The sequence below is a fragment of the Arthrobacter sp. 10L424 genome (assembly GCF_056395325.1).
In genome coordinates this window covers 105032-131831 of record NZ_JBFTJH010000009.1, presented here as the reverse complement: position 1 = coordinate 131831, position 26800 = coordinate 105032, and the positions used below count along the sequence as shown (strand labels likewise).

The 26800-nt window shown below is 68.8% G+C and carries 25 protein-coding genes and 1 pseudogene; 22 read left to right on the top strand and 4 right to left on the bottom strand.

Features of this window, described 5'->3' with window-relative positions:
* The first annotated feature begins 87 nt into the window (after window positions 1–87).
* Genes AC1DC5_RS15355 through AC1DC5_RS15305 form a run of 11 tightly spaced genes read left to right on the top strand, consistent with a single transcriptional unit; the run spans window position 88 to window position 10657 of the window.
* Entirely contained in the window at window positions 88–969 is an 882-nt protein-coding gene (locus AC1DC5_RS15355; protein WP_476865730.1) for a shikimate dehydrogenase, read from the top strand.
* The gene (locus AC1DC5_RS15350) at window positions 969–2882 is read left to right on the top strand and encodes a bifunctional sugar phosphate isomerase/epimerase/4-hydroxyphenylpyruvate dioxygenase family protein (RefSeq protein ID WP_476865729.1); all 1914 of its coding nucleotides are present in this window, start codon (window positions 969–971) and stop codon (window positions 2880–2882) included. The genes AC1DC5_RS15355 and AC1DC5_RS15350 overlap by 1 nt, the downstream gene beginning before the upstream one ends.
* A 40-nt stretch (window positions 2883–2922) precedes the next feature.
* Complete coding sequence (gene pcaH / locus AC1DC5_RS15345) at window positions 2923–3819, top strand: protocatechuate 3,4-dioxygenase subunit beta (RefSeq protein WP_476865728.1); 897 nt, start codon at window positions 2923–2925, stop codon at window positions 3817–3819.
* 7 nt (window positions 3820–3826) lie between these two features.
* On the top strand, window positions 3827–4393 hold the full coding sequence (pcaG, locus tag AC1DC5_RS15340; RefSeq protein ID WP_476865750.1) for a protocatechuate 3,4-dioxygenase subunit alpha: 567 nt from the start codon (window positions 3827–3829) through the stop codon (window positions 4391–4393).
* Between the two features lie 59 nt (window positions 4394–4452).
* Entirely contained in the window at window positions 4453–5943 is a 1491-nt protein-coding gene (locus AC1DC5_RS15335) for a lyase family protein (RefSeq protein WP_476865749.1), read from the top strand.
* Complete coding sequence (locus AC1DC5_RS15330) at window positions 5936–6754, top strand: alpha/beta fold hydrolase (protein ID WP_476865727.1); 819 nt, start codon at window positions 5936–5938, stop codon at window positions 6752–6754. Before AC1DC5_RS15335 ends, AC1DC5_RS15330 begins: the two co-directional genes overlap by 8 nt.
* Complete coding sequence (gene pcaC, locus AC1DC5_RS15325; protein ID WP_476865726.1) at window positions 6751–7221, top strand: 4-carboxymuconolactone decarboxylase; 471 nt, start codon at window positions 6751–6753, stop codon at window positions 7219–7221. The genes AC1DC5_RS15330 and pcaC overlap by 4 nt, the downstream gene beginning before the upstream one ends.
* Complete coding sequence (locus AC1DC5_RS15320; RefSeq protein ID WP_476865725.1) at window positions 7218–8441, top strand: thiolase family protein; 1224 nt, start codon at window positions 7218–7220, stop codon at window positions 8439–8441. The genes pcaC and AC1DC5_RS15320 overlap by 4 nt, the downstream gene beginning before the upstream one ends.
* Window positions 8442–8452: 11 nt before the next feature.
* Window positions 8453–9112, top strand: a complete 660-nt coding sequence (locus tag AC1DC5_RS15315) for a 3-oxoacid CoA-transferase subunit A (RefSeq protein ID WP_476865724.1) — start codon at window positions 8453–8455, stop codon at window positions 9110–9112.
* A gap of 1 nt (window position 9113) precedes the next feature.
* Entirely contained in the window at window positions 9114–9794 is a 681-nt protein-coding gene (locus AC1DC5_RS15310) for a 3-oxoacid CoA-transferase subunit B (protein WP_476865723.1), read from the top strand.
* 47 nt (window positions 9795–9841) lie between these two features.
* Window positions 9842–10657 (top strand): IclR family transcriptional regulator domain-containing protein, encoded by an 816-nt coding sequence (locus AC1DC5_RS15305; RefSeq protein ID WP_476865722.1) that lies wholly within the window; start codon window positions 9842–9844, stop codon window positions 10655–10657.
* 6 nt (window positions 10658–10663) lie between these two features.
* Here AC1DC5_RS15305 and AC1DC5_RS15300 read toward each other — a convergent pair whose 3' ends face one another.
* Window positions 10664–10903 carry a hypothetical protein gene (locus tag AC1DC5_RS15300; protein ID WP_441405255.1) on the bottom strand — a complete coding sequence of 80 codons (240 nt, stop codon included), beginning with the start codon at window positions 10901–10903 and terminating at the stop codon, window positions 10664–10666.
* Window positions 10904–11124: 221 nt separating this feature from the next.
* Between AC1DC5_RS15300 and AC1DC5_RS15295 the strand changes: the two genes are divergently transcribed.
* From AC1DC5_RS15295 to AC1DC5_RS15250, 10 genes and pseudogenes are all read left to right on the top strand, one after another.
* Window positions 11125–12114 carry a diacylglycerol/lipid kinase family protein gene (locus AC1DC5_RS15295; RefSeq protein ID WP_476865721.1) on the top strand — a complete coding sequence of 330 codons (990 nt, stop codon included), beginning with the start codon at window positions 11125–11127 and terminating at the stop codon, window positions 12112–12114.
* A 541-nt stretch (window positions 12115–12655) separates the two neighbouring features.
* A complete protein-coding gene (locus AC1DC5_RS15290) occupies window positions 12656–14182 on the top strand; it encodes a sugar transferase (RefSeq protein WP_476865748.1) in 1527 nt (508 codons plus the stop codon).
* Window positions 14183–14199: 17 nt separating this feature from the next.
* Entirely contained in the window at window positions 14200–15312 is a 1113-nt protein-coding gene (locus tag AC1DC5_RS15285; RefSeq protein ID WP_476865720.1) for a Gfo/Idh/MocA family protein, read from the top strand.
* Window positions 15309–16304, top strand: coding sequence for an NAD-dependent epimerase/dehydratase family protein (locus AC1DC5_RS15280; RefSeq protein ID WP_476865719.1), 996 nt, complete (start codon window positions 15309–15311; stop codon window positions 16302–16304). Before AC1DC5_RS15285 ends, AC1DC5_RS15280 begins: the two co-directional genes overlap by 4 nt.
* Window positions 16305–16342: 38 nt before the next feature.
* On the top strand, window positions 16343–17473 hold the full coding sequence (locus AC1DC5_RS15275) for a DegT/DnrJ/EryC1/StrS family aminotransferase (RefSeq protein ID WP_476865747.1): 1131 nt from the start codon (window positions 16343–16345) through the stop codon (window positions 17471–17473).
* Complete coding sequence (locus AC1DC5_RS15270; RefSeq protein ID WP_476865718.1) at window positions 17466–18125, top strand: acetyltransferase; 660 nt, start codon at window positions 17466–17468, stop codon at window positions 18123–18125. Before AC1DC5_RS15275 ends, AC1DC5_RS15270 begins: the two co-directional genes overlap by 8 nt.
* Entirely contained in the window at window positions 18122–19255 is a 1134-nt protein-coding gene (locus tag AC1DC5_RS15265; protein ID WP_476865717.1) for a DegT/DnrJ/EryC1/StrS family aminotransferase, read from the top strand. The genes AC1DC5_RS15270 and AC1DC5_RS15265 overlap by 4 nt, the downstream gene beginning before the upstream one ends.
* A 2-nt stretch (window positions 19256–19257) precedes the next feature.
* Window positions 19258–19647, top strand: a pseudogene (locus AC1DC5_RS15260) (VanZ family protein); the annotation flags it as partial.
* Between the two features lie 90 nt (window positions 19648–19737).
* Window positions 19738–20334, top strand: a complete 597-nt coding sequence (locus tag AC1DC5_RS15255; protein ID WP_476865746.1) for an acyltransferase — start codon at window positions 19738–19740, stop codon at window positions 20332–20334.
* Between the two features lie 10 nt (window positions 20335–20344).
* Window positions 20345–22237 carry a glycosyltransferase gene (locus AC1DC5_RS15250; protein WP_476865716.1) on the top strand — a complete coding sequence of 631 codons (1893 nt, stop codon included), beginning with the start codon at window positions 20345–20347 and terminating at the stop codon, window positions 22235–22237.
* Between the two features lie 36 nt (window positions 22238–22273).
* Here AC1DC5_RS15250 and AC1DC5_RS15245 read toward each other — a convergent pair whose 3' ends face one another.
* Together AC1DC5_RS15245 and mscL are read right to left on the bottom strand one after the other, a co-directional pair.
* Window positions 22274–23182 carry an ACT domain-containing protein gene (locus AC1DC5_RS15245; protein WP_476865715.1) on the bottom strand — a complete coding sequence of 303 codons (909 nt, stop codon included), beginning with the start codon at window positions 23180–23182 and terminating at the stop codon, window positions 22274–22276.
* 63 nt (window positions 23183–23245) lie between these two features.
* On the bottom strand, window positions 23246–23734 hold the full coding sequence (mscL, locus tag AC1DC5_RS15240) for a large conductance mechanosensitive channel protein MscL (RefSeq protein WP_441405246.1): 489 nt from the start codon (window positions 23732–23734) through the stop codon (window positions 23246–23248).
* Window positions 23735–23952: 218 nt separating this feature from the next.
* Between mscL and AC1DC5_RS15235 the strand changes: the two genes are divergently transcribed.
* Window positions 23953–25017: an FUSC family protein gene (locus tag AC1DC5_RS15235; RefSeq protein ID WP_441405245.1), complete on the top strand. Its 1065-nt coding sequence runs from the start codon at window positions 23953–23955 to the stop codon at window positions 25015–25017.
* Here AC1DC5_RS15235 and AC1DC5_RS15230 read toward each other — a convergent pair.
* A complete protein-coding gene (locus AC1DC5_RS15230; protein ID WP_476865745.1) occupies window positions 25014–26786 on the bottom strand; it encodes an ABC transporter permease in 1773 nt (590 codons plus the stop codon). The two genes, AC1DC5_RS15235 and AC1DC5_RS15230, sit on opposite strands and share 4 nt — an antisense overlap.
* Window positions 26787–26800 lie beyond the last annotated feature (14 nt).

Here is a 26800-nt window from a genome sequence, read left to right as displayed (position 1 = left end):
CGGTAATGTAATCCCCAACACCCGGCCCGCGGCCGGCGCCCAGCGCCTCTCCGCCCGCCGAGTGCCGTTGTCAAAGGAGCTATACGGATGAGCAATCGAGCAGAGTCCTTCCTCGTGGGCCTGATAGGCGATGGCGTTATGCCGTCCCTCACGCCCCCGATGCACGAACGCGAAGGCGACGTGCAGGGCCTCCGGTACCTCTACCGCCCCATCGACCTCACGGAACTGGGGCTTCCCGGCCAGAGCGTCGGCGAACTCCTGACCGGCGCCTACCGCCTCGGCTTCAACGGGCTGAACATCACCCACCCGTGCAAGCAACTGGTCCTGGACTACCTGGACGAGGTCACCCCCGACGCCCGGCGGCTCGGCGCGGTCAATACGGTGACCATCCGGGATGGCCGCTTCATCGGCCACAACACCGACTTCTCCGGCTTCGCCGCAGCCCTCGCCTCCGGCCTGCCGGGAGCCAAGCTGAACCGCGTGGTGCAGCTGGGTGCCGGCGGTGCCGGCTCCGCCGTCGCCTACGCGCTGCTGACCGCCGGTGTCCGCGAACTGGACCTGGTGGACACCGATCCCGCCCGCTGCGCCGCACGCGCCGCGGAACTTGCCGGCTTCTTCCCGGACCAGCTGGTCACCGCGCGGACGACGGCGGAGCTCCCGCACCTGATGCCGCTGGCCGACGGCCTGGTGCACTGCACCCCGGTCGGCATGGCCGCCCACCCCGGCGTCCCGCTGGACATGTCCCTCGTAACGGCCCGGCACTGGGTCGCCGACATTGTGTACCGGCCGATCGAGACCGAACTTGTCCGTGAAGCCCGAGCCAAGGGCTGCGAAGTGCTCGACGGCGGCCGGATGGCCGTGGGGCAGGCCGCCGACGCCTTCCGGATCTTCACCGGCCGCGAGGCCGACGCGGACCGGATGCGGGCCCACTTCCTGGAACTCGTCGCCGCCGAAGAGGTGGCCGCCTGATGCGCACCGGAATCGCCACCGTCTGCCTCTCCGGCACCCTGCGGGAAAAGATGCGGGCCTGCGCCGCCGCGGGCTTCCACGGGATCGAAATCTTCGAACAGGACCTCGTCACCTCACCGCTGAGCCCGGAGGACGTCCGGAAGATGGCAGCGGACCTGGGCCTGAGCCTGGATCTGTACCAGCCGTTCCGCGATTTCGACAGCGTGCCCGCGGACCTGCTCGCCGCCAACCTCCGCCGCGCGGACGCCAAGTTCCGGCTGATGTCCCGCCTCGGCATGGACACCATCCTGGTCTGCTCCAACGTGGCCACCGCCAGCATCGACGACGACGGTCTCCGGGCCGAACAGCTCGCAGCCCTCGCAGCCCTCGCCCAGGACCACGGCGTCAAGGTGGCCTATGAGGCGCTGGCCTGGGGGAAGTACGTCAACGACTACGAGCACGCCCACCGGCTGGTCGCCGCGGTGGACCACCCCAGCCTGGGCACCTGCCTGGACTCGTTCCACATCCTCTCCCGCGACTGGGACACTGCCCCGATCGAGGCCTTCGCCCCGGAGAAGATCTTCTTCGTCCAGGTGGCCGATGCTCCCAAGCTCTCCATGGACGTGCTGTCCTGGAGCCGGCACTACCGGGTGTTCCCGGGCGAAGGCCAGTTTGAACTCGCCAAGTTCCTCGGCCACGTGGTCCGGGCCGGCTACACCGGACCGGTGTCGCTGGAGGTCTTCAACGACGTCTTCCGCCAGTCCGACGTCGAACGCACCGCCGTGGACGCCATGCGGTCGCTGATCTGGCTCGAGGAACAGGGCGCCAAGTGGCTGGACGCGAATCCGGCGGCGGAAACCGGCACCGCTGGTGCCGGCACCGCCGCGACAGGCCGCCGCGGGTACCCGATGGAGCTGGCCACGCTTCCGCAGGTGGCCGAGCCCGCCGGCTTCAACTTCGCCGAGGTCGGGGCCGTGGACACCGGGGGCGTGGAAACCCTGCTGGGCCAGCTGGGTTTCGCGTTCAACGGGCGCCACCGGACCAAGAACGTGCAGTTGTGGACCATGGGCCACGCCCGGGTGATCATCAACGAGGACTCCGCCCAGGAATTCCGCGACTCAGGTGCCGCCACGGCCCCCGCAATTTCCGCCCTCGGCTTCGACGTCGATTCCCCGGTGATTGCCGCGGCCCGGGCGCAGCAGCTCAAGGCCCCGGCCGTGCCGCGCAAGAGCCAGGCCAACGAGGAAATCTTCCAGTGCTTCGCCGCCCCGGACTCCACCGAGATCTTCCTGTGCCAGGGCAGCCCCGACGGCACCGCCGTGTGGACCCGCGAATTCGGCGAAGGACTCGACGCCCCGCCGGCCGGCCGGGCAGGGGCGCAGGGTGCCGTGATTGACCACGTCAACCTCGCACAGCCCTGGCAGCACTTCGACGAAGCCGTGCTTTTTTACACCAGCGCCCTGGCCCTGGAACCGCAGCCCTACGCGGAAGTGGCCAGCCCCACCGGCCTGGTCCGGTCCCAGGTGATGGCCACCCGCGACCGCGGCGTCCGCCTCGTGCTGAACCTTGCCCCGCTGGTCCAGCGCGACGGTGCGGAACACATCGCCTTCGCGGTGGATGACCTCGTCGCGACCGCCCGGGCGGCCAAGGCGCGGGGCCTTGATTTCCTCCAGATCCCGGACAACTACTACGAGGACCTCGACGCCCGGTTCGGCCTGGACCAGGCCTTCCTGGCGACCCTCCGGGAGCTCAACCTCCTCTACGACCGCGACGCCGACGGCGAGTTCCTGCACTTCTATACCGCCACCGTGGGCAGCGTGTTCTTCGAAATGGTCGAGCGCCGCGGAGCCTACGACGGCTACGGGGCGCCCAACGCCCCGGTGCGGCACGCCGTCCAGTACGACCACCTGCACCAGCTGACTGCCACCCCCTGACCGACCCGGCAACACCAACACCCAACGAAAGGAGGCTGCTGTGCCTGAAGAAGTGAACCTTGAGACCTACAACGCGGATCCGCTCACCGAGGACGTGTCCGACGAAGCCACGGAGGCCGCACCGAAGACGTACGCGCCACTCGATGCGGCCGCAGAGTCCCAGGCGGACCTCAGCGCCGAGATGAAGGCCATTGGCGATGCCTACGCCCAGGCCCTCAGGAACGGCGCCCCGGCCGAGGTCCAGCCACGGCTGGACTACGCCCCATACCGCAGCAGCGTCCTGCGGCACCCCACCAAGGACCTGCACCACGCGGACCCGGAAACCATCGAGCTGCACTCTCCCGCATTCGGGCACATGGACGTGCACGCGCTGGAAGCGGACCTCACCATCGCGCACAACGGGGAACCGCTGGGCGAACGCATCGTCGTGTCCGGCCGGGTCCTCGACGGCGACGGCCGCCCCGTCGCCGGCCAGCTCGTCGAAATCTGGCAGGCGAACTCCGCCGGCCGCTACATCCACAAACGCGACCAGCACCCCGCACCGCTGGACCCCAACTTCACCGGCGTCGGCCGCTGCATCACGGCCGCCGACGGTGCCTATAGCTTCACCACCGTCAAGCCCGGCGCCTACCCGTGGAAGAACCACCTCAACGCCTGGCGCCCGGCCCACATCCACTTCTCCCTGTTCGGCCAGGAATTCACCCAGCGGATCGTCACCCAGATGTACTTCCCCGGGGACCAGCTTTTCCCGCTGGACCCGATCTACCAGTCGATCGTGGACCAGGACGCCCGCGACCGGCTCGTCGCCACCTACAACCACGAGCAGACCAAACCCGAGTGGGCCCTGGCGTACACCTGGGACATCGTCCTGACCGGGTCGAAGCGGACCTGGACCGAGAACGAGGCATTGGGCGCAGCAGGAGACGACGATGAATAAGACCAGCATGAGTAACCTCGCCCCGACCCCCGGCCAGACCGTGGGCCCCTTCTACGGCTACGCGCTTCCCTACACCAAGGACCGCGAACTGCTGGCCCCCGGCTCCCCAGGTTCCATCCGGCTGCAGGGCACCGTGTACGACGGCGCCGGGCACCCCATCCCGGACGCGATCCTGGAAATCTGGCAGGCCGACGCCGCGGGCCAGATCCCTCAGCACACCGGTTCCCTGGTCCGCGACGGCTACACCTTTACCGGTTTCGGCCGCAGTTCTGTCGGCAACACCGGCGTGTTCACCTTCACCACGGTGAACCCCGGCCCCACCGAGGACGGCGCGGCGCCGTTCATCGCCGTGGCGGTCTTCGCCCGCGGCCTGATGAACCGGCTCTTCACCCGGATCTACCTGCCGGAGGACGGGGCGGCGCTGGCCGCCGATCCGCTGCTGTCCTCGCTGGATCCGGAACGCCGCAAGACCCTGATCGCACGCCGCGATCCCGACGGCGGCCTGACCTGGGACCTCCGGCTCCAGGGCGACGGCGAAACCGTGTTCCTTGACTTCGAGGGCCCCTCGAAGTGACCTCTCATGCAACCAGCAGAGCCGCTGATGGCGGCGCCGGAAGCCAGGGTGACGTTGGCCTGCAGGGTGACGTTGGCCTGCTCAGTCCCGTGACGGCGTCGCCCCTCGTGGCGTCGCTGACCGGGGACCGGGCCGTCCTGGCCGCCATCCTCCGGGTGGAGGCCGCCTGGGCCGCGGTCCTGGAAGGTGCCTCCCTGGCTCCCGCAGGGTCCGCGGCGGTGGTCGCTGCGGCCGCCGAGGTGGGCCGCTACGACCTCGCCGGCATCGCCGTGCGCGCCCAGGGCGGCGCCAATCCGGTGATTCCGCTGCTGGCGGACCTCCGCGGGCACGTTGCGGCACTCGACACTGCGGGGATCGGTGCGTCGAAGGCCGTGCACACCTCGCTGACCAGCCAGGACGTGCTCGATTCGGCGCTGATCCTGCTGGCCAGGGACGCTGTCCGCGGACTGCTCGCCGAGCTGAAGCCCACGACGGCGGCGCTGGCCGCCCTCGCGGAACAGCATGCGGACACGCTCTGCGTGGGCCGCAGCCTCACGCAGCACTCCCTGCCGTTCAGCTTCGGGCTCAAGGCGGCGCAGTGGTTCCACGGACTCGCCGCGGCCGCGCGCCGCCTCGAGGCCCTCGAGTTCCCGGTGCAGACCGGGGGAGCGGCGGGAACCCTCGCGGCCGCCACGGTGCTGACGGCGGACTCGGGGGTCAGCCCGTTTGAGCTCGCCGACCGGCTCGCCGCAGAACTCGGCCTCGCCGCCGTCCCGGCGCCCTGGCACACGAACCGGCTGGCAGTGACCTCCCTCGGCGACGCGCTGGCAGCCGTGACCGACGCGGCAGGCAAGATCGCCTCCGACGTGCTTTTCCTGAGCCGCCCGGAGGTCGCCGAGCTCGCCGAACCCCGGGCCGCAGGACGGGGAGGGTCCTCGGCCATGCCGCAGAAGCAGAACCCCGTGCTGTCCGTGCTGGTCCGCAGCGCAGCCCTGCAGGCACCCGGCCAGGCCGCCCAGCTGCACCTGGCCGCCGCCAACTTCAACGATGAACGCCCCGACGGCGCCTGGCACAGCGAATGGCCGGCGCTCCGCCAGCTCCTCCGGCTCGGTCTCGGCGCTGCCGTGCAGCTGCGGGAACTTGCCGAAGGCCTGCAGGTCTTCCCCGACGCCATGCGGCGCAACCTGGAACTGTCCGGACCGCTGCTGCTCAGCGAGGCCGTCACGGCCGCCGTCGCACCGCTCCTGGCTGGACCGGCCGCCGGACAAGCCGCCGCCGGAGCCTCGGCTGCGGACGGCAAGCAGCGGCTGCAGTCCGTCGTCGACCAGACCCTCCGGGTCCCGGCCCAAGACCGGGCCTCCACCTACCGGAGGCTGCTCCGCGCCGCCGTCCCGACGGAGCTGCTTTCCGATGCCCGGCTCGAGGAGCTCCTGGATCCGTCCAGATACCTCGGCCAGGCCGCCGAAATCTCCCGCCGCATCCTCGCGGCCTACCCGGAATACAGCGCCCCCGAGCCATCAATTTCCGCGCCATCACCGACCCCCCAGCTGAACGGAGCCTCCCGTGGCTAGACCAACAGTCAAGGCAGTACTGCTGTCGCCCCAGCGTCCGCTGGGGGACAAACCCCTCCTCCTGGCGGGCCCGTCCCTGGGGACGTCCACGCTGCTGTGGAGCCAGGCCGGCGCCCTGCTGGGGGACGACGTCGACGTCGTCGCCTGGGACCTGCCGGGCCACGGCATCTCACCGGCCGCCACGGAATCTTTCACCGTCGCCGAACTCGCCGACGCCGTCGTCGAACTGGTCGATTCGATCGCCCCCGGCGCGCGGTTCCATTACGCGGGTGTCTCCCTCGGCGGCGCCACCGGGCTGCAGCTGGGCATCAAGCACGGCGAACGCCTCAAGAGCCTGTCCGTGCAGTGCACCGGCGCCAAGCTGGGCACACCGGAGGGCTGGCTGGAACGCGCCGAGACCGTGCGCACCCAGGGAACCCCGGTGATGATCCAGGGATCGGCGGAGCGCTGGTTTGCGCCCGGCTTCATGGAGCACCAGCCGGAGCTCAGCGGCCGGCTGCTGCACAGCCTGCGCGACGCCGACCGCTTCAGCTACGCGTTCTGCTGCGAAGCCCTCGCCGCCTACGACGTCAGAGACGAACTCGGCAGCATCAGCGTCCCCACGCAGGCCATCGCCGGCGCCCAAGACGGCGTGGCCCCGCCGGCGCTGGCCGCGGAGATCGTCGAAGGAATCACCGCCGGCGGCGGCACTGCCAATGCCGCCACCCTCGAGGGCGTGGCACATCTGGCACCGTTCGAGGCGCCCGGCCACGTCGCCGGGCTGATGCGGAGCCTCATCAACTGGGCCGAATCCACGGGAGTAGCAGAGTGAGCGGGGCAGATCACGGCGGCACAGCGCGGAACGGAGTTGTCCAGCCGGACGCCACCAGCCAGGAGATCTACGACGGCGGCATGGTGGTCCGCCGCGAAGTGCTGGGCGCCGCGCATGTGGACCGCGCCAATGCCAACAAGGATTCCTTCACCGAGGACTTTCAGGACATGATCACCCGGATCGCCTGGGGCGGCATCTGGACCCGACCGGGCCTGAATCGGCAGATGCGCTCCGCCGTCACCATCACCGCGATGGTGGCCCACGGGCACTGGGAAGAGCTCGCCATGCACCTCCGCGCCGCCATCACCAACGGCCTGAGCCGGGACGAAATCAAGGAGATCCTGCTGCAGACCGCCATCTACTGCGGGGTCCCCTCCGCGAATACCGCCTTCAAGACCGCGCAGCAGGTGTTCCATTCCATGGACAACGCAGCCATGGACAACGCAGGAACGGACACCACGCCATGAACCAGGCCTATCTGTACGACGCCGTGCGCACGCCCTTCGGGAAGTTCGGCGGCGGTCTCGCCGGGGTCCGCCCGGATGATCTCGCCGCGCACGTGATTGGTGAGATGGTGAAGCATGCCCCGAAGCTCGACGTCGAACGGATCGACGAGGTGGTGTTCGGCAACGCGAACGGCGCGGGCGAGGAGAACCGCAACATCGCCCGGATGGGGACCCTGCTGGCCGGGCTTCCCGTGTCGGTCCCGGGCACCACGGTCAACCGGCTGTGCGGGTCGTCGCTGGATGCCGCGATCATCGCCTCCCGCCAGGTCAACACCGGCGACGCGGAGCTGATGCTGGTCGGCGGCGCCGAATCGATGTCCCGCGCGCCCTGGGTGCTGCCCAAAACCGAGAAGCCCTACCCGGCCGGGGACATGGCCCTGGTCTCCACCACGCTGGGCTGGCGGCTGGTGAACAAGGCGATGCGCCCGGACTGGACCGTGTCCCTGGGCGAGGCCACCGAACGGCTGGCGGAGAAGTACGGGATCACCCGCCAGGCGCAGGACGAGTTCTCCGCCAACTCCCACAACCTGGCCGCCGCGGCCTGGGACGCGGGCTTCTACGACCGGCTCGTCACCCCGGTCCCGGGCACGGACCTGGTCCGGGACGAGGGCATCCGGCCCGGGTCCTCCGCGGAGAAGCTCGCCGGGCTCAAGACAGTGTTCCGGACCGGGGACGGCACCGTCACCGCCGGGAACGCCTCCCCGCTCTCCGACGGCGCCTCCGCGGCGTGGCTCGGCTCCGAAAACGCCGCCGGTATCCTGGGTCTGGACCCGCTGGCCCGCATCGCCGGCCGCGGGGCGCACGCGAACGACCCGCAGTACTTCGGCTACGCCCCGGTCGAGGCCGCGAACAAGGCCCTCGCGAAGGCCGGCATCGGCTGGGACCAGGTCGGCGCCGTCGAACTCAACGAGGCCTTCGCCGCGCAGTCCCTGGCCTGCATCAACGCCTGGGGCATCGACCCGTCGATCGTGAACCGGCACGGCGGCGCGATCGCCATGGGCCACCCGCTGGGCGCCTCCGGGGGCCGGATCCTCGGCACCCTCGCCCGGTCCCTGCAGGCCTCCGGGCAGCGCTGGGGCGTCGCCGCGATCTGCATCGGCGTCGGCCAGGGCCTCGCCGTCGTCCTCGAAAACGTCACCTCATCCGCCGCCCCGGCTAAATCACCGTCGGCAAACCAGTAAAGGGCCAGGACATGCTGAACTTCGTAGACAACGTCAACGAGGCCGTCGCCGGCATCAAGGACGGCTCCACCGTGATGATCGGCGGTTTCGGCAACGCCGGGCAGCCGTTCGAACTGATCGACGCCCTGATGGACTGCGGCGCCAGGGACCTCACCGTGGTCAACAACAACGCCGGCCAGGGCGACCAGGGCCTGGCCCTGCTGATCAAGGAAGGCCGGGTGAAGAAGATGATCTGCTCCTTCCCGCGGCAGTCCGACTCCTGGCACTTCGACACCAAGTTCCGCGCCGGCGAGATCGAGCTCGAACTTGTCCCGCAGGGCAACCTGGCCGAGCGGATCCGGGCCGCAGGCGCCGGAATCGGCGGCTTCTTCACCCCCACCGGCTACGGCACCATGCTGGCCGAAGGCAAGGAGACCCGCATCCTCGACGGCCGCGGCCAGGTCTTCGAGACCCCCATCCACGCCGACGTCGCGCTCATCAAGGCGCTCACGGCCGACGCCAGGGGCAACCTCGTCTACCGCAAAACGGCCCGGAACTTCGGCCCCATCATGGCCGCCGCGGCCAGGCACACTGTGGTCCAGGTCGCCGAAATCGTCCCCGCCGGAGGGCTCGACCCGGAGAATATCGTGACCCCCGGAATCTACGTCAACAGCATTGTGAAGGTGGCCTGAGATGAGTATCAAGACCGGTATCCAGACCTCGGAAAAGCCGCTGGGCCGCGACGACCTGGCCCGTCTGGTGGCCCGTGACATCCAGCCCGGCTCCTTCGTGAACCTCGGCATCGGCCAGCCCACGCTGGTCTCCAACTACCTCGAGCCGGAGCAGAACATCACGCTCCACACCGAAAACGGCATGCTCGGCATGGGCCCGGAGGCCACCGGAGACCAGATCGACGGCGACCTCATCAACGCCGGCAAGATCCCGGTGACCGAGCTGCCCGGGGCCTCCTACTTCCACCATGCCGATTCCTTCGCGATCATGCGCGGCGGGCATCTGGACATCTGCGTGCTGGGGGCCTTCCAGGTCTCCGCCACCGGCGACCTCGCCAACTGGCACACCGGAGCGCCGGACGCGATCCCGGCCGTCGGCGGCGCGATGGACCTTGCCACCGGGGCCAAGGACGTCTTCGTTATGATGACCCTCCTGACCCGTGAGGGAGTCTCCAAACTCGTGGATTTTTGCACTTACCCGCTGACCGGCATCGGCTGCGTGACGCGGATCTACACGGACAAGGCCGTCTTCCTGACCGGCCCGGACGGGGTGCAGGTGCGGGAAACCTTCGGCTGCACGCTCGAGGAACTCCAGGAAATGGTCCCCGTGCCGCTCCAGGCCGCGCCCGCCGCCGGAAGCTGACTGGCCGCTCGCCCGGATAAAGTGATGCGGGACCGGAAGGTATGGAAATGATTGACGCAGCAAAGGGCGCCCGGGCCGATGGCCCGCCCGCGGCCAGTGACCAGTACGTACAGTCGCTGGCGCGCGGGCTGGCGGTGATCCGCGCCTTCGACACGGACCATCCGAAGATGACGCTGACCGAGGTGGCGGCCCGGACGGACCTCACCCGCGCCACCGCCCGGCGTTTCCTGTACACGCTCGTGGAGTTGGGCTACGTCCGCACCGACGGCAAGATCTTCGCCCTGACCGCCAAGGTGCTGCAGCTGGGCTTCGCCTACCTGTCGGGGCTGTCGCTGCCGCAGCTCGCCCAGCCCCACCTCGAGGAGCTGTCCCTGCAGTTGGGGGAGTCGACGTCGGCCGCGGTTTTGGAAGGCACGGACATCGCCTACATCGCCCGGGTGGCGACGCGCCGGATCATGACCGTCGGCATCACCGTCGGCACCCGCTTCCCGGCCTACGCCACGTCGATGGGCAGGGTGCTTCTGGCGGCCCTGACGCCCGCCCAGCTGGAGGAATACCTCGCCCGCGCTGACATCCAGCCCCTGACACCGCACGCCATCGGCACGCGGGAGGGGCTGCTCGCGGAACTGGCCACGGTCAGGAACCAAGGCTGGTGCCTGCTCAACCAGGAACTTGAGCTCGGCCTGATGTCTGTTGCCGCGCCGGTCCATGACGGGCCCAAGACGGTCGCGGCGATCAACGTGTCACTGCAGGCCCAGTCGGTTGCGGCCCGGCCGGACCCGGAGGCCTACCTGGACGTCGTGCGGGCGGCAACCGTGGCCGCCGCCGGACTCATTTCCGCCGACCTGTCCGCCGGACACTGACGCCGGCTAGCTGGAAGGCCCCGAAACCGGTGCCGTGGAGACCGTGATGATGACGCCCGCGGCGTCGTCACGGATCTTGAGGTGCAGGTCCTTGCCCACAAGCGAGGCATGGATGTCGTCGCTGTCTGCCGGGGCGAGCTGCTCTGCCAGCCGTGTGACCGCCAAGGCCATAGCCCGGCCCCAGTCGTGGGGATCCATGCTGGACGCCTCGGCCTCGGCCGAGTAGTTCTCCTGTGGTTCGGACATGAGCTCCTGCTTCCCGCCCCTGGAGTGCTGCCCGTCAGGCTGATCCGGACAGGCCCCGGCAGATGGCTTGGGCCGGCAGGCTCCAGTACTTGAGCATGGCCAGTCTAGTGACCCGGCGCACGAGCGTCCACGGATCGCGCCCGGCTGCCGGTGCAAAACGCGGAACCCCGCTAGGATTTCAAACCGGGACACACCACGCCCCCTTGCCTTCGAAGGACGCCATGCCAGAGAACACCAACACGCTTGACAGCCAGACCGTATCTGAGAGCAAAACCGCGCCCGACAGCACAACCTCCGACAGCACAGCCGAGCTCAGGCGCGCCGCCGTCGTCATCAACCCCGCCAAGTCAGGTGGTTCCGCGCTCAAGGGTGCGATCTACCGGCTGTGCGAAACGCAGGGCTGGGCCGAGCCGCTCTGGCTCGAAACCACCGTTGAAGACCCTGGAACCGGGCAGGCACGCGAGGCGCTGGAAGCAGGGGTCGACGTCGTGATTGCCGCCGGCGGCGACGGCACGGTGCGCTGCGTCGCGGAGGTGCTCGCCGGCACCGGAACGCCCATGGGCCTGGTGCCGCTGGGAACCGGAAACCTTCTGGCCCGCAACCTCGGCGTGGACATCTCCGATCCGGTGTCAGCCTGCTACGACGTGCTCAACGGCAGCGAAAAGGCCATCGATGTCGTTAAGGCCCGGCTGGACCACTCGGACGACGAACAGGTGTTCCTGGTCATGGCCGGACTCGGGTACGACGCCGCCATTATGGCCGACACCGTGGATGCGCTGAAGGACCGGATGGGGTGGCTCGCGTACGTTGAGGCGGGCATCCGCAAGCTCCCCGGCAAGCCGGTCAAAGCCAAGATCAGCGTCGACGGCGGTGAGCCCGTCCGCCGCAGGATCCGCAGCGTCATGATCGGAAACTGCGGCCGGATCATGGGCGGCGTGGAGATCTTCCCGGATGCCAAGATCGACGACGGCGTGCTGGACCTGCTGGTCCTGGCCCCGCGCGGCCGGCTGGGCTGGCTGGGAGTCGTGGCCGGGATCTTCGGCCGGAACAAGAACGAGACCGAATCCGTGGAGTACTTCCAGGGAAAGTCGGCCGAGATCACCCTGGAGCACGAGCAGGAATTCCAGCTGGACGGTGACCACCTCGGCACTGGAACGCACCTCGCCGTCGCCGTCGAGCGCGACGCCCTGAAAATCCGGATGGCCGACTAGGAATACCTCCCGCCGGCGCCGGGAGATACTTGTCTGCCGATATCCGGCGCCAACGCACGGAGCCGTGTCCGGGTAGTGAGTACTACCCGGACACCGCCGCCGAAGGCTAGTTCGTAAAGGCAAGTATCAACTCGGGTATCCACCACTCGTGACCGGGGTGCTCCCACCAACTTGGATTGGCTTAGGCATCAAGTGATGCAGCCAATTGCCTTTTGGAGGGAGTCGCAATGGCACGCATGTTCCCTGTCGTCATGGAGGTTCGGTCAATCGACCGAACAGCCTTTTTTTGTGCGGTCGAAACGTCGGCCGGACCGCGGCCCACGGACTTTTGCGGGCGGCCCCAGTGACACCGCGGGCCGAGGGCACATCCCTTAAGCTCGCCCTCCATGGTGCCGGACGCAGGGCCGACCTCAGTGCCGTCCCTCGTGCCATCCCCCGTGCCGCCCCCCGTGCCGTCCCTCCCGGGGCGACGGTGGCCGACCTCGCTTACGCGTCGCACACCCTTCCCACGCCCTTTGCCGCCCACAGCGCAACCGCAACGCTGGCGCCCCAGTGGCGGCCCTCAGCCCCGCGACCCCCTGCGGCCGCCTCCGGCGCGCCGGCTGGCGTACCAGCCGCTGCTCAGTCCACCCGGGCGAGGCTCTCCGGACGGGAATGGGCGCAGTTCCTGCGCCGCCTCCTGCGCGGTACGGATTCCCTTCTGGTCATCGTCTCGGTCATGGCTGGGTTCCTCATCCACGTCGAGGGCGGCCAGTCCTTCGCCGGAACGTCCACAGACCCCACCGGGGCCTTCATCGCGGCTGTCCTTGGCGTGATGTGGGTTGCAGCCCTGGACCTCTACCGAACGAGGGACCCGAAGATCCTGGGCACCGGAAGCAGCGAATACAAGCGGGTGGCAGCCGCCAGCGGTGCGGTCTTCGGGCTGCTTGCCGTCTTGCTGGTGGCGTTCCGCATCCAGCCGGCGTCGGCCTTTTACCTCGTGTCCCTCCCGCTGGGTCTCATCCTCCTGCCGGGCAGCCGCTGGATTGCCCGCCGCTGGTACAACGCACGGCAGGCCAAGGGGCAGTTTCTCGTCAAGGCGATTGTGATTGGCCAGGCCGAGGATGTGCGGTACGTGCTCAAGCGAATCGCCCGCAAGTCCGGCGCCTTCTACGAAATCCTCGGCGTGTCGATGCCCGGTGGGCGGAGGGGGACGACGCTCGACGTCGAAGGCCGCCGCGTGCCGGTCCTCTCCTCCACGGATGACGTCGTCCGGACGGTTGGCCGCTGCGGGGCGGAGGCGGTCATCGTGGCCGGCCCGGTGCCCGGCGGCAACCAATACATCCGCGAACTGGGCTGGGGGCTGGAAGAGCATCAAGCTGAGCTTGTGCTGGCTTCGTCCCTGACCAACGTTGCCGGTCCCCGGATCCACTGGCGTCCGGTGGAGGGACTGCCGTTGATGCACGTGGATGTGCCCCGCTACGAGGGCGCCAAGCATGCCTGCAAGCGGCTGCTGGACATCGCGGTGGCCGGGACGGCGCTGGTCCTGCTTTCGCCGGTGCTCCTCACCCTGGCGATCATCGTCAAACGCGACAGCCCGGGGCCGGTCCTGTTCCGGCAGGAGCGCGTCGGCAAAGCCGGGAATCCTTTCCGGATGCTCAAATTCCGGTCCATGGTGGTCAACGCCGAAGCTGCGCTGGCCGGGCTGGGAGCGCAGAACGAGGGCGCTGGTGTGCTGTTCAAAATGCACAACGATCCCCGGGTCACCGGCTGCGGACGCTGGATGCGCCGCTACTCGCTGGACGAACTGCCGCAGTTCTGGAACGTCTTGACCGGCGAGATGAGCCTGGTCGGGCCCCGCCCGCCGCTGCAGCGCGAGGTGGGCGGCTATGAACGGCACACGCACCGCCGGCTGCTGATCAAACCGGGAATCACCGGGCTGTGGCAGGTCAACGGCCGCTCGGACCTGCCGTGGGATGAGGCCGTGCGGCTTGATCTCTATTACGTCGAAAACTGGTCGATCATGGGCGACGTCATCATCATGTGGCGCACCTTCAGGGCTATGTGTGCGCCCGCGGGCGCGTACTAACTGAGTAAGGATACAAAATGACTGAATCACGCTCGGGGTACTCCCGCGGCCTGGACCCGGCGGCATCCGGGATGCAGCTGAAGGTGGCCGTGATCGGCGCCGGCTACTGGGGACCCAACCTGGCACGGAATTTCACGGCCAGCCCCGACTGGGAGCTGGCCGGAATCGTGGACCTGGACCAGCGACGTGCCGCCAAGCTCGCCGCCGCCCAGGGCGGCGTTCCCGTCTTCAGTTCCATAGACGAGCTGCTGGACATGGCCGACGTCGACGCTGTTGCGATTGCGACGCCGGCCCACACGCACCACGGCATTGCCCTGACGGCACTGAAGGCAGGGAAGCATGTGCTGGTCGAGAAGCCCCTCGCGGACAGCCGGGCCAAGGGGCTGGAGATGGTCGAGGAAGCGGAGGAACGCGGTCTGGTCCTGATGGCGGACCATACCTACTGCTACACGCCGGCCGTGCTGAAGATCAGGGAGCTGATCGCCGACGGGTCCCTCGGCGACATCCTGTTCATCGACTCAGTCAGGATTAACCTGGGCCTCGTGCAGCCGGACGTGGACGTCTTTTGGGACCTCGCCCCGCATGATCTGTCCATTCTCGACTTCATTCTTCCCGACGGGCTGCGGCCGGTGGAGGTGACAGCGCACGGCGCGGACCCTCTGGGAACGGGTCAGGCCTGCGTCGGGCACCTGACATTCGCCCTCGCCAACGACGCCATGGCCCACGTCCACGTTAACTGGCTGAGCCCCACCAAGATCCGTCAGCTCGTGGTGGGCGGCTCCCGGCGCACCCTGGTCTGGGATGACCTGAATCCGCAGCAGCGGCTCAGCGTCTACGACCGCGGGGTCAGCCTTGACCGGCAGTCGCCGTCGGCGGCGGACCGAAAGAAGTCCGCCATTTCCTACCGGCTGGGCGACACGTGGTCGCCGGCACTGCCCGAATACGAGGCGCTCGGGGAGATGGTGGCCGAGTTTGCCAACAGCATCTGGCAGCAGCGGCCCGCCCGGACCAGCGGAGCCGCCGGCCTCCGCGTGCTGTCCGTGCTGGAGGCCGTCAGCGACAGCCTCAGCGCGGACGGGAAAGCCAGCATCGTCGTCGGAAATGAACCCCAGCTGGAGGCAAGCAGATGAGCATCCTGCAGGGCGCGCAGGTCCTGGTCACGGGCGGGGCGGGAACCATCGGATCCACGGTCGTGGACCACCTGCTCGACGCCGGCGCCGGCAGGGTCCAGGTGCTCGACAACCTGGTCCGTGGCCGGCGGGCCAACCTCGACCCGGCGATCGCCAGCGGTCGGGTCGAACTCGTCGAAGGGGACCTCCGGGACCGGGACCTGGTCCACGATCTGACCCGGGGCAAGGACATCGTCTTCCATCAGGCGGCGATCCGGATCACGCAGTGTGCCGAAGAACCCCGGCTCGCCCTCGAGGTACTCGTGGACGGGACCTTCAATGTGCTCGAAGCCGCGGCGGCCCATCGGGTCGGCAAGCTCGTGGCGGCATCCAGCGCTTCGGTCTATGGCATGGCGGAGACGTTTCCGACGCCGGAACGCCACCACCACCACAACAACGACACGTTCTACGGCGCGGCCAAGTCGTTCAACGAAGGCATGGCACGCAGCTTCCGGGCCATGTCCGGCCTGGACTATGTTCTGCTGCGTTACTTCAACGTGTACGGGCCGCGGATGGACGTCCATGGCCTCTACACCGAGGTGCTGGTGCGCTGGATGGAGCGGATCGAGGACGGGCTGCCGCCGCTGATCCTGGGCGACGGACTGCAGACCATGGATTTCGTGCATACCAGGGACGTGGCCCGGGCCAACATCCTGGCCGCGGGCAGCGGTGTGGTCGAGGGCGTGTACAACGTCGCCAGCGGTGCAGAGACCAGCCTGCTGGAACTCGCCCGGGCGCTGCTGCGGGCCATGGATTCGGAACTGCCCGTGGAACACGGCCCGGAGCGGGCCGTCAACGGCGTCGTCAGGCGGCAGGCGGACACCTCTGCGGCCCGGAACGACCTCGGCTTCAGTGCCGAAACCGGACTCGAGGAGGGCCTGCGCGAACTCGTCGACTGGTGGCGGCCGCTGCGCGCTGAAATCGCGGACGCCCGGGTCGGCGGTGCGCGGTGACGGTGAACCAGGACCGGGCCCTGAGCCGGATCAACGTGATGAAGCCGTGGCTCGGGCCGGAGGAAGCCGCTGCGGTGGCCGAAGTGATCGCCTCCGGCTGGGTGGCGCAGGGACCCCGTGTGGCGCGCTTCGAGGAGGCCTTCTCCGCCGCTCAGCAGGCCAGCCACGCCGTCGCGGTCTCCAACTGCACCACTGCCCTGCACCTGGCCCTGAAAGTTGCCGGCATCGGACCCCGTGACGACGTCGTGGTGCCCTCCCTGTCCTTTATTGCCACCGCCAACGCCGTCACCTACGTGGGTGCCCGGCCGGTCTTCGCCGACGTCGAGGCTGATAGCGGGAACGTGTCCGTGCGGACACTCGCCGCGGCCCTTACGCCGGCCACCCGCGCCGTGATCGTGGTGGACCAGGGCGGCATGCCCGTGGACCTGGACCCGATCCGGGCGCTCTGCGAGGGTCTGGGCATCACCGTCATCGAGGACGCGGCCTGTGCCGCGGGCTCCACCTACCGGGGCAGGCCGGTCGGAGCGGGTGCCGAGCTCGCGGCCTGGTCATTCCACCCGCGCAAAATCCTCACCACCGGGGAAGGCGGAATGCTGACCACCCGAAACCCGGCCTGGGCGGACCGCGCCCGGAAGCTCCGCGAACACGCCATGAGCGTCTCGGCCAACGACCGGCACGCCGCGGTCCTGGCCCCGGCCGAGGAATACGCGGAGATCGGGTTCAACTACCGGATGACGGACATGCAGGCCGCCGTCGGGCTCGTGCAACTGGACCGGCTGGGGGAGGCGGTGTCCCGCCGCCGGGCAATCGCCGCCGCGTACCGGAAGGCACTCGCCGGCGTGGAAGGCCTACGCTTCAGCCAGGATCCGCTCTACGGCACCAGCAACTTCCAGTCCTTCTGGGTGGAGGTCCTGCCGGACTTCGCCCTCGGGCGGGAGGAACTGCTGGAATGGCTGGCGCGGGACGGGATCTCTGCCCGGCGCGGCATCATGGCCGCACACCGGCAACCCGCCTACGCAGGGCGGGACACCGGCGGGGCGGACCTGTCCGTGACGGAACGGCTCACGGACCACACCCTGATCCTGCCGGTCTACCACCAGTTGACCCTGGACGAGCAGTCCCGGGTCATCCATTCGATTCTGAAGGCTGCGGGGAAATCCGATGACTGAGTTGCTGCTGATCGGCGCCAGCGGCCTGGCCCGGGAGGTGCTGGCCTGCGTGCGCGAAAACGGCCAATTCGACGTCGTCGGCGTCCTCGACGACGACGAATCCCTGGCAGGGTCAACCCTGGACGGCGCCCCGATCCTTGGTCCCGCAAGCCACGCCCTGCGCTATCCGGAGGCGCGGGTGGTCGTCTGCATCGGTGCGGGGAGGGGCCGCGAACGGGTTGTCGCCAGGCTCGCCGGCCTGGGTTTTCCGAGCTACCGCTACGCGACGGTGGTCGAACCTTCGGTCCGGGTCCCGTCCTGCTGCGACATCGGCCCCGGGAGCATCCTGCTCGGCAATGTCACCCTGACCACCGGAATCACGGTGGGGAGCCATGTTGTGATGATGCCCGGTGTGACGCTGACCCACGACGACGTCGTGGATGACTTCGCCACTCTCGCTGCCGGCGTGTCGCTGGGCGGCGGCGTCCTGATCGGGCGTGCGGCGTATCTGGGCATGAACTCGTCCGTGCGGGAAGGCACCAGGGTGGGGGCCCGAAGCAGGATCGGCATGGGAGCCGCCGTTCTGGGCGACGTGCCCGACGGGGAGACCTGGGCCGGCGTCCCGGCACGGGTGCTGGAGCCCGCAGCGGCCGTGGCCGGCGGTGCGCGATGACCCGGACCCTGAGCGTCAAAGTTTCCGTCCCGATGGTCGACCTGGGCGCCCAGCAGGACGAGATAGCGGATGAAGTCGAGGCGGGGCTGAAGGACGTCTTCACGCAGGCCTCGTTCATTGGAGGCCCCGCCGTGGCCGAATTCGAGCAGTCATATGCCCGGTTCCTCGGCGCCGGCAGCTGCGTGGGGGTGGCCAACGGAACCGATGCCCTCGAACTGGCACTGCGGGCTTCCGGGGTCACGGCGGGCGGGGAAGTCATCCTCCCCGCCAACACCTTCATCGCAACCGCCGAGGCGGTGAGCCGGATCGGCGCGGTCCCGGTGCCCGTCGACGTCGACCCGGAGCACCTGCTGATCGATCCCGGCCGTGTGGCTGCGGCTGTGACATCCCGGACCCAGGCCATCATGCCCGTCCACTTGTTCGGTCAAACGGCTTTTGTTGAGCGGCTGGTGCCGATTGCGGCATCCTGCGGCGCCGTCATTGTCGAAGATGCCGCCCAGTCCCAGGGCGCCACCCGCAATGGCCGCTTCGCCGGCACGCTGGGGCTGGTGGCCGGCACGAGCTTCTATCCGGGCAAGAACCTCGGTGCCGCGGGGGACGCCGGAGCGGTAGTGACGGACGACGAGGACATTGCGGCCCGGGTGCGGATGCTCGGCGCCCATGGCAGCGAACAGAAGTACCAGCACGAGGCGGTGGGCATGAACTCGCGCCTCGACACCGTCCAGGCGGTGGTGCTCAACGCCAAACTGCGCCGGCTGGCCGGCTGGAACGAACGCCGGCGGCAGGCCGCGGACCGCTACCAGGAACTCCTCGCGGACCTGCCCGGCGTCGTGCTTCCGCGCAGCGCCGAGGGAAACACCGACGTCTGGCATTTGTACGTCATCCGCGTCGCGGAACGGGACCGCGTGCTCGCGGCCTTGAACGACGCCGGCATCGGCGCGGGAATCCACTACCCGGTTCCGGTGCACCTCAGCGGCGCCTACCGGGGACTGGGGCTTGGCCCCGGGTCCTTCCCTGTCGCAGAGCAGGCCGCCGGGGCGATCTTGTCGCTGCCGATCTTTCCGCACATCAGCGAAGCGCAACAGCAGTACGTGGCGGACCAGTTGCGGGCAGCCCTGGGCCGGCAGTGACGATGAGCCCGAAGACACGCCGGGGGGTCCTCCTCGCCGCCTTGGCCCTGTACCTGGTCGGCCTGGCGTTTGTCGGCGGCTGGCCGACGCCGGTGGACCGCCCTCTGGCGGGCCTCATGCGGCAGGTCATTGACGCGGTGCGGGGTTACCCCCTGACGGCCGGCATCACGTATATGCACGTCGAGGGGGCAGCCAACGTCCTGCTCTTTGTTCCGTTGGGGCTGATCGTCGCTCTGCTCCTGCCGACCCGCCGGTGGTGGCTCGCGGCGGTCGCCGGCGCGCTGACCTCAGCCGGAATCGAAGCCGTCCAGTACCTGGCCCTGAGCCAGCGCACGGCGAGCCTGGGCGACGTCCTGAACAACACACTGGGCGCCCTGCTGGGGGCAGCGGCCATTCGGATCATCCGGACCCACCCCGCGAGGGAGACCGCGCAGGCACCCGGCACAGATCCCGCTGCCGATCCCGCAACAAGGAGTTATGTCATGAAAACCATTGCAGAAACCGCAGACGTGGCGGAAACCGCCGTCATCGGAGACGGAACACGGATCTGGCATCTCGCTCAGGTCCGCGAGGACGCCACGGTGGGCGGCAACTGCAACATCGGCCGCGGCGCCTATGTGGGTCCCGGCGTCGTCATCGGCCCGAACTGCAAGCTCCAGAACTACGCGCTGGTCTACGAACCGGCGCGCCTGGCCGACGGAGTCTTCGTCGGCCCCGCGGCGGTACTCACCAACGACCTGCACCCCCGGGCGGTGACACCCGACGGAACGCTCAAGGGCTCCGAGGACTGGGAAGCCGTCGGTGTGACCGTCGGCACGGGCGCCTCCATCGGCGCCCGCGCCGTCTGCGTTGCCCCCGTATCGATCGGCGCATGGGCCACGGTGGCCGCCGGTGCGGTTGTCACGAGGGACGTACCCGACTACGCCGTCGTTGTCGGCGTTCCGGCCCGGCAGGCGGGCTGGGTGGGTGAGGCCGGGCATCCGCTGAAACAGGACGACGCCGGCCGTTGGCTGTGCCCCGCCACGGGCCGCCGATATGTCGAGAACAACGGTCAACTGGCGCCCGCTGCAGCGGGCTGAGGGGGAAATCATGGAGCAACCGGCCGGCAGCAAAGTGGTCTTGGGCGGAACGCCCGTCGACATGATGGACTCCGCGACGTCCGCGCCAGCCCCCACACCCCCGACCCCCGGGCGGTTCGCGGGGCCGGACGGCTCCGCGGATGCCGCCGTCGTGGTCGTTACCTACAACAACGCCGGTGACATTGATCGCATGCTGCAGGGCCTGCGGGCGGAGACGGCCGACCTGACTTTGCGGGTGCTGCTTGCCGACAACTCATCCCGGGACGGCACCCTCGGGATCGTTCGTGAAACGCACCCGGATGTCATCGCCTTCGCAACCGGCGGCAACCTGGGGTATGCCGCCGGCATCAACGCCGCCCTGCAGAGGGCCGGCGACGCCGAGGCAATCGTGGTCCTCAACCCGGACCTCACAGTGGGGCGCGGCTGCCTGAAGGCGATGCTGCACCGTCTGCGCAGCTCGAACGCGGGCGCTGTGGTTCCCAGGATCCTGGCCGAGGACGGTGCCACCAGCCCCACCCTGCACCGCGAACCGGGCATCAGCCGCGCCCTCGGCGACGCCTTCCTGGGGCGCCGGGTGGCCGGGCGTCCCGGGTGGCTCGCGTCTACGGATTTCCACCCGGAAAGTTACGCCCACGCGCACACAGCCGACTGGGCCAGCGGCGCCGCGCTGATGGTCAACCGCCGGCTGGCCGATGCCGTGGCGTGGGACGAGTCCTTCTTCCTCTACTCGGAGGAGACGGACTTCTTCCGCCGTCTGCGGATCTGCGGCGGGACGGTTTGGTACGAACCTTCCGCCACCGTGACCCATGAGGGTGGGGGCTCCGGCACTTCGGCAGGCCTGCACGCCCTGATGGCCGTGAACCGGATCCGCTACATCCGCAAATACCATTCCCCCGCGTACGCCACGGTCTTCCGGGGGGCCGTTGCCCTGGCGGAACTCCTGCGCTGCTGGAAACCGGAGCGCAGGGGTGTTCTGCGTACGGTGCTCGACGAGCGGAGCTGGACTGACCTGCCCGGCCCGGGCAGGTACGCTGCGGACAGCGCGGACTCCGGCGGGTTCCCGCAGGGTTCGGTCATTATCCCGGCGCACAACGAAGCCGCCGTGATTGCGCGGACGCTCGCTCCGCTGGCGCCGCTGGCCGCCGCGCAGCAGCTGGAGGTCATCGTGGCCTGCAACGGCTGTACCGACCGCACCGCCGTGATCGCGCGGGGATTCGACGGCGTCACCGTGCTGGAACTGGAGCAGTCGTCCAAGGCTGCCGCCCTCAACGCGGGGGACGCCGCCGCCTCACAGTGGCCGCGGCTCTACCTCGACGCGGATGTGCAGATCAGTCCGGATGCGGTGCGCGCGGTCTTTGCCGCCCTCAGCTCCGGCCCGGTACTGGCCGCGCGACCTGCGGCCCGCTTCGACCTGCAGGACGCCCACCCGCTGATCCGCTCCTACTACCGGACCAAACTCCGCCTTCCGTCCGCCCGCGCCGGTCTCTGGGGCGCCGGCGTCTACGGCCTCTCCCGGGAGGGGCGGCAGCGCTTCCGGCAGTTCCCCGGTCTGACGGGGGATGACCTGTTCGTGGACCGGCTCTTCGAACCCGCGGAAAAGGCCGTACTGGACGTCGAACCTGTGGTCGTCCGCCCGCCCCGGACGCCCAAGGACCAGGTGGCCGTGCTGCACCGCGTTTACCGCGGCAACGCCCAGCAGAACGGCGGGCACGGCGGAGGGCACAGCACGGCCGGCCACGCACTGGCAGAGGTAGCCCGCTCAATCCGCGGTCCGCTGTCCGCTGCCCATGCCCTGGTGTACGTGGCATTTGCCGTTGCCGGCCGCCGGGGCAGCCGGCGCCCGGGGGAATGGGAACGCGACACCAGCACCCGGCAGCCGGCCGAGGGCGGCAATAAGCCCTGACCCCCGGACGCTGAAAGCCGTGGGACGGCGCCGCCGTCACCGCCCGGAAACGGGGCGGTGCGCGAGGATTTCGGCGAGCTCAGCCAGCCGGTGGGCCCGGGCGGATTCCGCCGGAGTAAATGGCTCGCCGGGGCGGCTGAAGGTGATCGGGCCGTGCCAGGCAGTCGGGATCCGCAGCACACTCCCGCCCGTTGGCAGCGCCGTGCCCGCCTTCCCCGCTCCGGTCCGCGGAGCCGCTTTGGCTACATGTGCCGTGTCCGTATCCGGCACAGTTTCGATCCGTGCGTGCAGCAGTTCAGCCACGGCAAGTGGCAGTTCCTCGGGGTTGGCCGCGATCCTGGCCGCGAGGCTCAGCGCCCCGGTCTGCCCGTCGGCCATGGCCAGCGCCGTGGTGGGCCAGACATGCGGGTCGCTTCCGCCGCCGTCGCGTAGCGCTTTGAGCAGTTCCGCCTCGCGCAGGCCGCCGGGCGCGGACAGCACGAACTCGTCCAGCACGCCGCCGTGGACCGGGTGGACCTGGATGCTCAGGATGTTGGTGTCCAGCCGCACCAGCGCCTGAGTGAGCTTCTGCAGCGAACCGGGCCGGTCCTTCAGCACGGTGCGGGCCCGCCACAGGGCAGGTGCGTCGCCGAGCCGGCTGCGGTGCCGCAACGCGGGGGCGTGCAGCCAGGTCCGCAGCATTCGCGTCGCGGATGGTTCCGCCACCCAGATGACCAGGATGGTGGCGGTCAGCGTCAGGACGAGGACCTTGGCCACATAGGGCAGGTGCGTTCCCACCACCGCCGCGTGGACCAGGAGCTCGACGGGCAACATCACGGCGACGTTGGCCAGGGTGAGCCGGGTCTTGGTGGGTTCGGGCATCTGGCCGCAGACTTCGCAGCTCAGCTCGGAGGCGGCCGGGGCCGGTGTTTTGCCTTGTCTTCTGCCACGGGCTGAGGGCTTCATGGGTCCCATGATGTCCGCCCGCTGTTACGGACCTATTGCCGGGCCGTGAAGAATTCGTTCTGCCTAGCGGCTGCGCTCACCGGCGGCCTCGACAGCGCGGTCGCCCACCCGCTCCGGGGCGGTGTGGTCGCCCGTCCGGGCGTGCTCCGGGCCGGCGATCTGGGTCAGCAAGTCCCGGATCTCGGCCAGCAGGGCTGTGTCGGCCGGAAGCGGCTCCTCTTCCGGCTCCGCGGTGGCGAGGCGCTTCTTAACCATATGGTTGATCCGGTTCATCGGCGCCACGAAGATGAAGTAGACGACGCCGGCCGTGATCAGGAATGTGACGAACGCGGTAATGACCGCACCGAAGTTGACGAACGTCTTGTCATTGCCCGGCCAGATCCAAAAGCCCAGGCCCTTGGTCTCGACGCCGCCGGCCGCTGCGATGATGGGGTTCACGATGTTCGAGGTAAAAGCGCTGACCAGGGCGGTGAATGCGGTGCCGACCACGACGGCGATGGACAGTTCGATCACGTTGCCGCGCAGGATAAAGTCCTTGAATCCTTTGAGCATGGGGTCCTCCGTGTGCCTTGATGTAACTCTGTGTGCCGTGACCCCGGCGCCGGGATCAACCGCTAGACGCTATCACCTCTCGGGTCCGGTCTCCCGTCGGGTCCGATTCCAATGAATGGATGACCAGGCCCGCTCCGCGCCCTTCCGGGCGTAAAATCAGGCGTGGATGCCAGCGCCGCCGCCGTACTACCCGACCGCGAGAAAGGCGCCTCCCACCCGTGAAGATGCTCTCCGAGATGTTCACCATGGCTCCCGGCAACAAGGACCACCAGGTGGCCATCCGCTGCGCCGTCGGTGTCTTTGTCCCGCTGATCACGCTGGTGTTCCTGGACCGGCTGGACCTGGCCATTTACGCTTCTTTCGGCGCCTTCGCCGGCATCTACGGCCGCAACGAACCGCACGCCAAGCGGTTCCTCCTTCAGTTCCGCGCCGGGACGCTGATGCTGGTGGTCATTCTGCTGGCCGCCCTCACCGCCCGCGCCGGGGTGGCCCTGGGCCTGTCCGCCGCGGACACCGTGTGGCTCCAGGTCGCCGCCACCACCCTGGTGGCAGGAGGCTGCTCCCTGATCGTCGCGTGGTGGCGGCTCCGGCCCGCGGGATCGCTGTTCCACATCTTTGCCTTCGCCGCGATAGCCTCCATCCCCAACCAGCCCCCGCTCTGGCAGGCCATGCTGGTGGCGGTGCTGACCGTCGCCTTCTCCCTGCTGGTCGGCCTGTCCTCCCGCATGCTCCGGAGCCGCCGGACACCGTGGATCCTGCCTGCCACCGCACCACTCACAACGGGCGAAAAGCGGACGGCCCTGCTCGAAAGCATCGGCTATCTCGTGGCGGCCGGCCTCGCCGGAACCCTGGCGACGCTGCTGGGGAAACAGTTGGGCTTTGGCCATAACTACTGGGCGATGGTGGCCGCCGTCGTCCCTCTCGTCGGCCACAGCACCCGGCACCGGGTGAGCCGCGGGCTGCAAAGAATTGTGGGCACGGCGATCGGGCTGGTGCTGCTCGCGGGAATCTTGCTCCTGCAGCCCGCGCCCTGGCAGACCGTGCTGGTGATCGCCGCCTGCCAGTTCGGGGCAGAGATGTTCATCGCCCGCCAGTACGTCCTGGCCCAGATCTTCGTGACGCCGCTGGCACTGATTTCCACCCTGCTGGTGGTTCCGTCCGCGCCGGGCATCCTGCTGCGGGACCGGATCTTCGACACCGTCATCGGTGCCGCCGTCGGCATCGCCGTCGTGCTCGCTCCGGCGGTGTGGCGGCGGCTGCGCACCGCGGCCCGGGCGGGCTAGGGGACGCGCACGGACTCGGCCGGCGCGGCTTCGACCAGGGCCGGCGTCGTTCCTTCCTTCCCGTCCGCACCGGCCTTCGCCGCTCTGGCGGACTTCCGGCCCGCACGGCCGTAGACCAGGTACATCGTCACACCGGTGATGACCATCAGCAGCACTGTGTAGACGAACGTGTTCGAGACGCCGTCCACGCCCTCGGCGCCGTCCGTGTTGGCCTTGATCACCAGTCCCAGGGGCTGGAACAGCGGGTGGGCCAGGAAGATGGCGGTGTCGTAGTCATCCAGCATGCTGTTGAAGTTCAGTGCCGTGATCGCGGCCGCGGCCGGCAGGACAATCGGCAGCAGGATCCGGCGGAACACGTACAGCGTCTTGGCGCCCATGATGCTGGCAGCTTCCTCGAGCGAGGAGTTGACCGAGGCGAAGGAGGCCTTGAGCATCCGCAGCGTGAACGGGATCTTGACGGTCACGAAGGCGATCAGCAGGATCACCGTGGTCCCGGTCAGGACGGCGCCGCCCACCAGCGGGTTTGGATGGTCATAGCTGAGGATCAGGCCCAGGGCGAGGAGTGCGGACGGGAGGATCCACGGGATGTGGAGAAGGTACTCGAACACCGACGTCACCCAGTTCCGGTACTTCTGCAGGAGCCGGGCAACGAAGAGCAGGCCGCCGACGGCGATCAGTGCGGCCAGCGCGCTGTAGACGATGCTGATGATGAACGGCCGTAGGCCCGAGGGCTGGGTGAGAACCCGGATGTAGTTGTCGAAGGTCAGGCTCCCCGGCAACAGCTGGCCGGTCTGGATCGCGGCGCCGTCGGCGAAGGAATACAGCACAATCAGGACAACGGGCAGCGTGTAGACGGCGAACAGCAGGTACGCGAGGACATGGACGACGGCGTTGGCCGCCGGGTTGCGGATCTGCTGCTTCTGCAGTCCGGAGGAGACTTTTGAAACCGAGAAGTAGGTTCCGCCCTTTTCCATCCGGGTCATGAACGCCAGCATCAGCATGGTGGCCACGCCGAGGATCACGGCGAGCAGGGCGGCGAGGTCCCTCGACGTCGGGCTGTTGCTGAAGGTGAGGATCATGGGCGTGATGGTCTGGAAATCCCGGCCGCCGAGGACCTGTGGTGCACTGAGGGCTCCCAGGCCGGTCAGGAACGAGAGGATGGTGACGGCGAAGAGCGTCGGCTTGAGCATCGGCAGGACGATCCGCCGGAGAATGGTCCACGTGGAGGCTCCCATATTCCGTGCCGCTTCGATGGTCTGGTAGTCCACGCCCTTCAGCGCGTTGGTGACGAACAGCATGTGGTTCGTCGTGGTGGCGAACGTCATGACGGCCAGGACGGCAAAGAAACCGGAAAACCACCCGGGATTCATGCCGGGGAACAATCCCAGCAGGAAGCCGGTCACGATGCCCTTGTCCCCGTAGATGAATTTGTAGCCCGCCGCAAGCACAATGCCGCCGTAGATGAAGGTGGTGGCGTAGCCGAGGAACAGGATCCTCGAACCGCGGATCTTGAAGTACTGCGTGACCAGCACAATGAAGATCCCCACCACGTTCACAGTGATGGATAAGGCGACCGCCAGCAGGAAACTGTTGCCCAGTGATTTCATTGCCCGCTGGGAGGAGAAGAGCTTTTCGGCGGCGCGCCCGGAGAAGGTCCCGTCCGGGAAGAATGTCTGGATCAGCACATTTGCGTTGGGCCAGACGAGGAAAGCCGCGATGAACCAGGTCAGCACCACCCCGACGATCAGGACTGCGGGGGAGCGGAGCATGCTCCTGGCGCCGG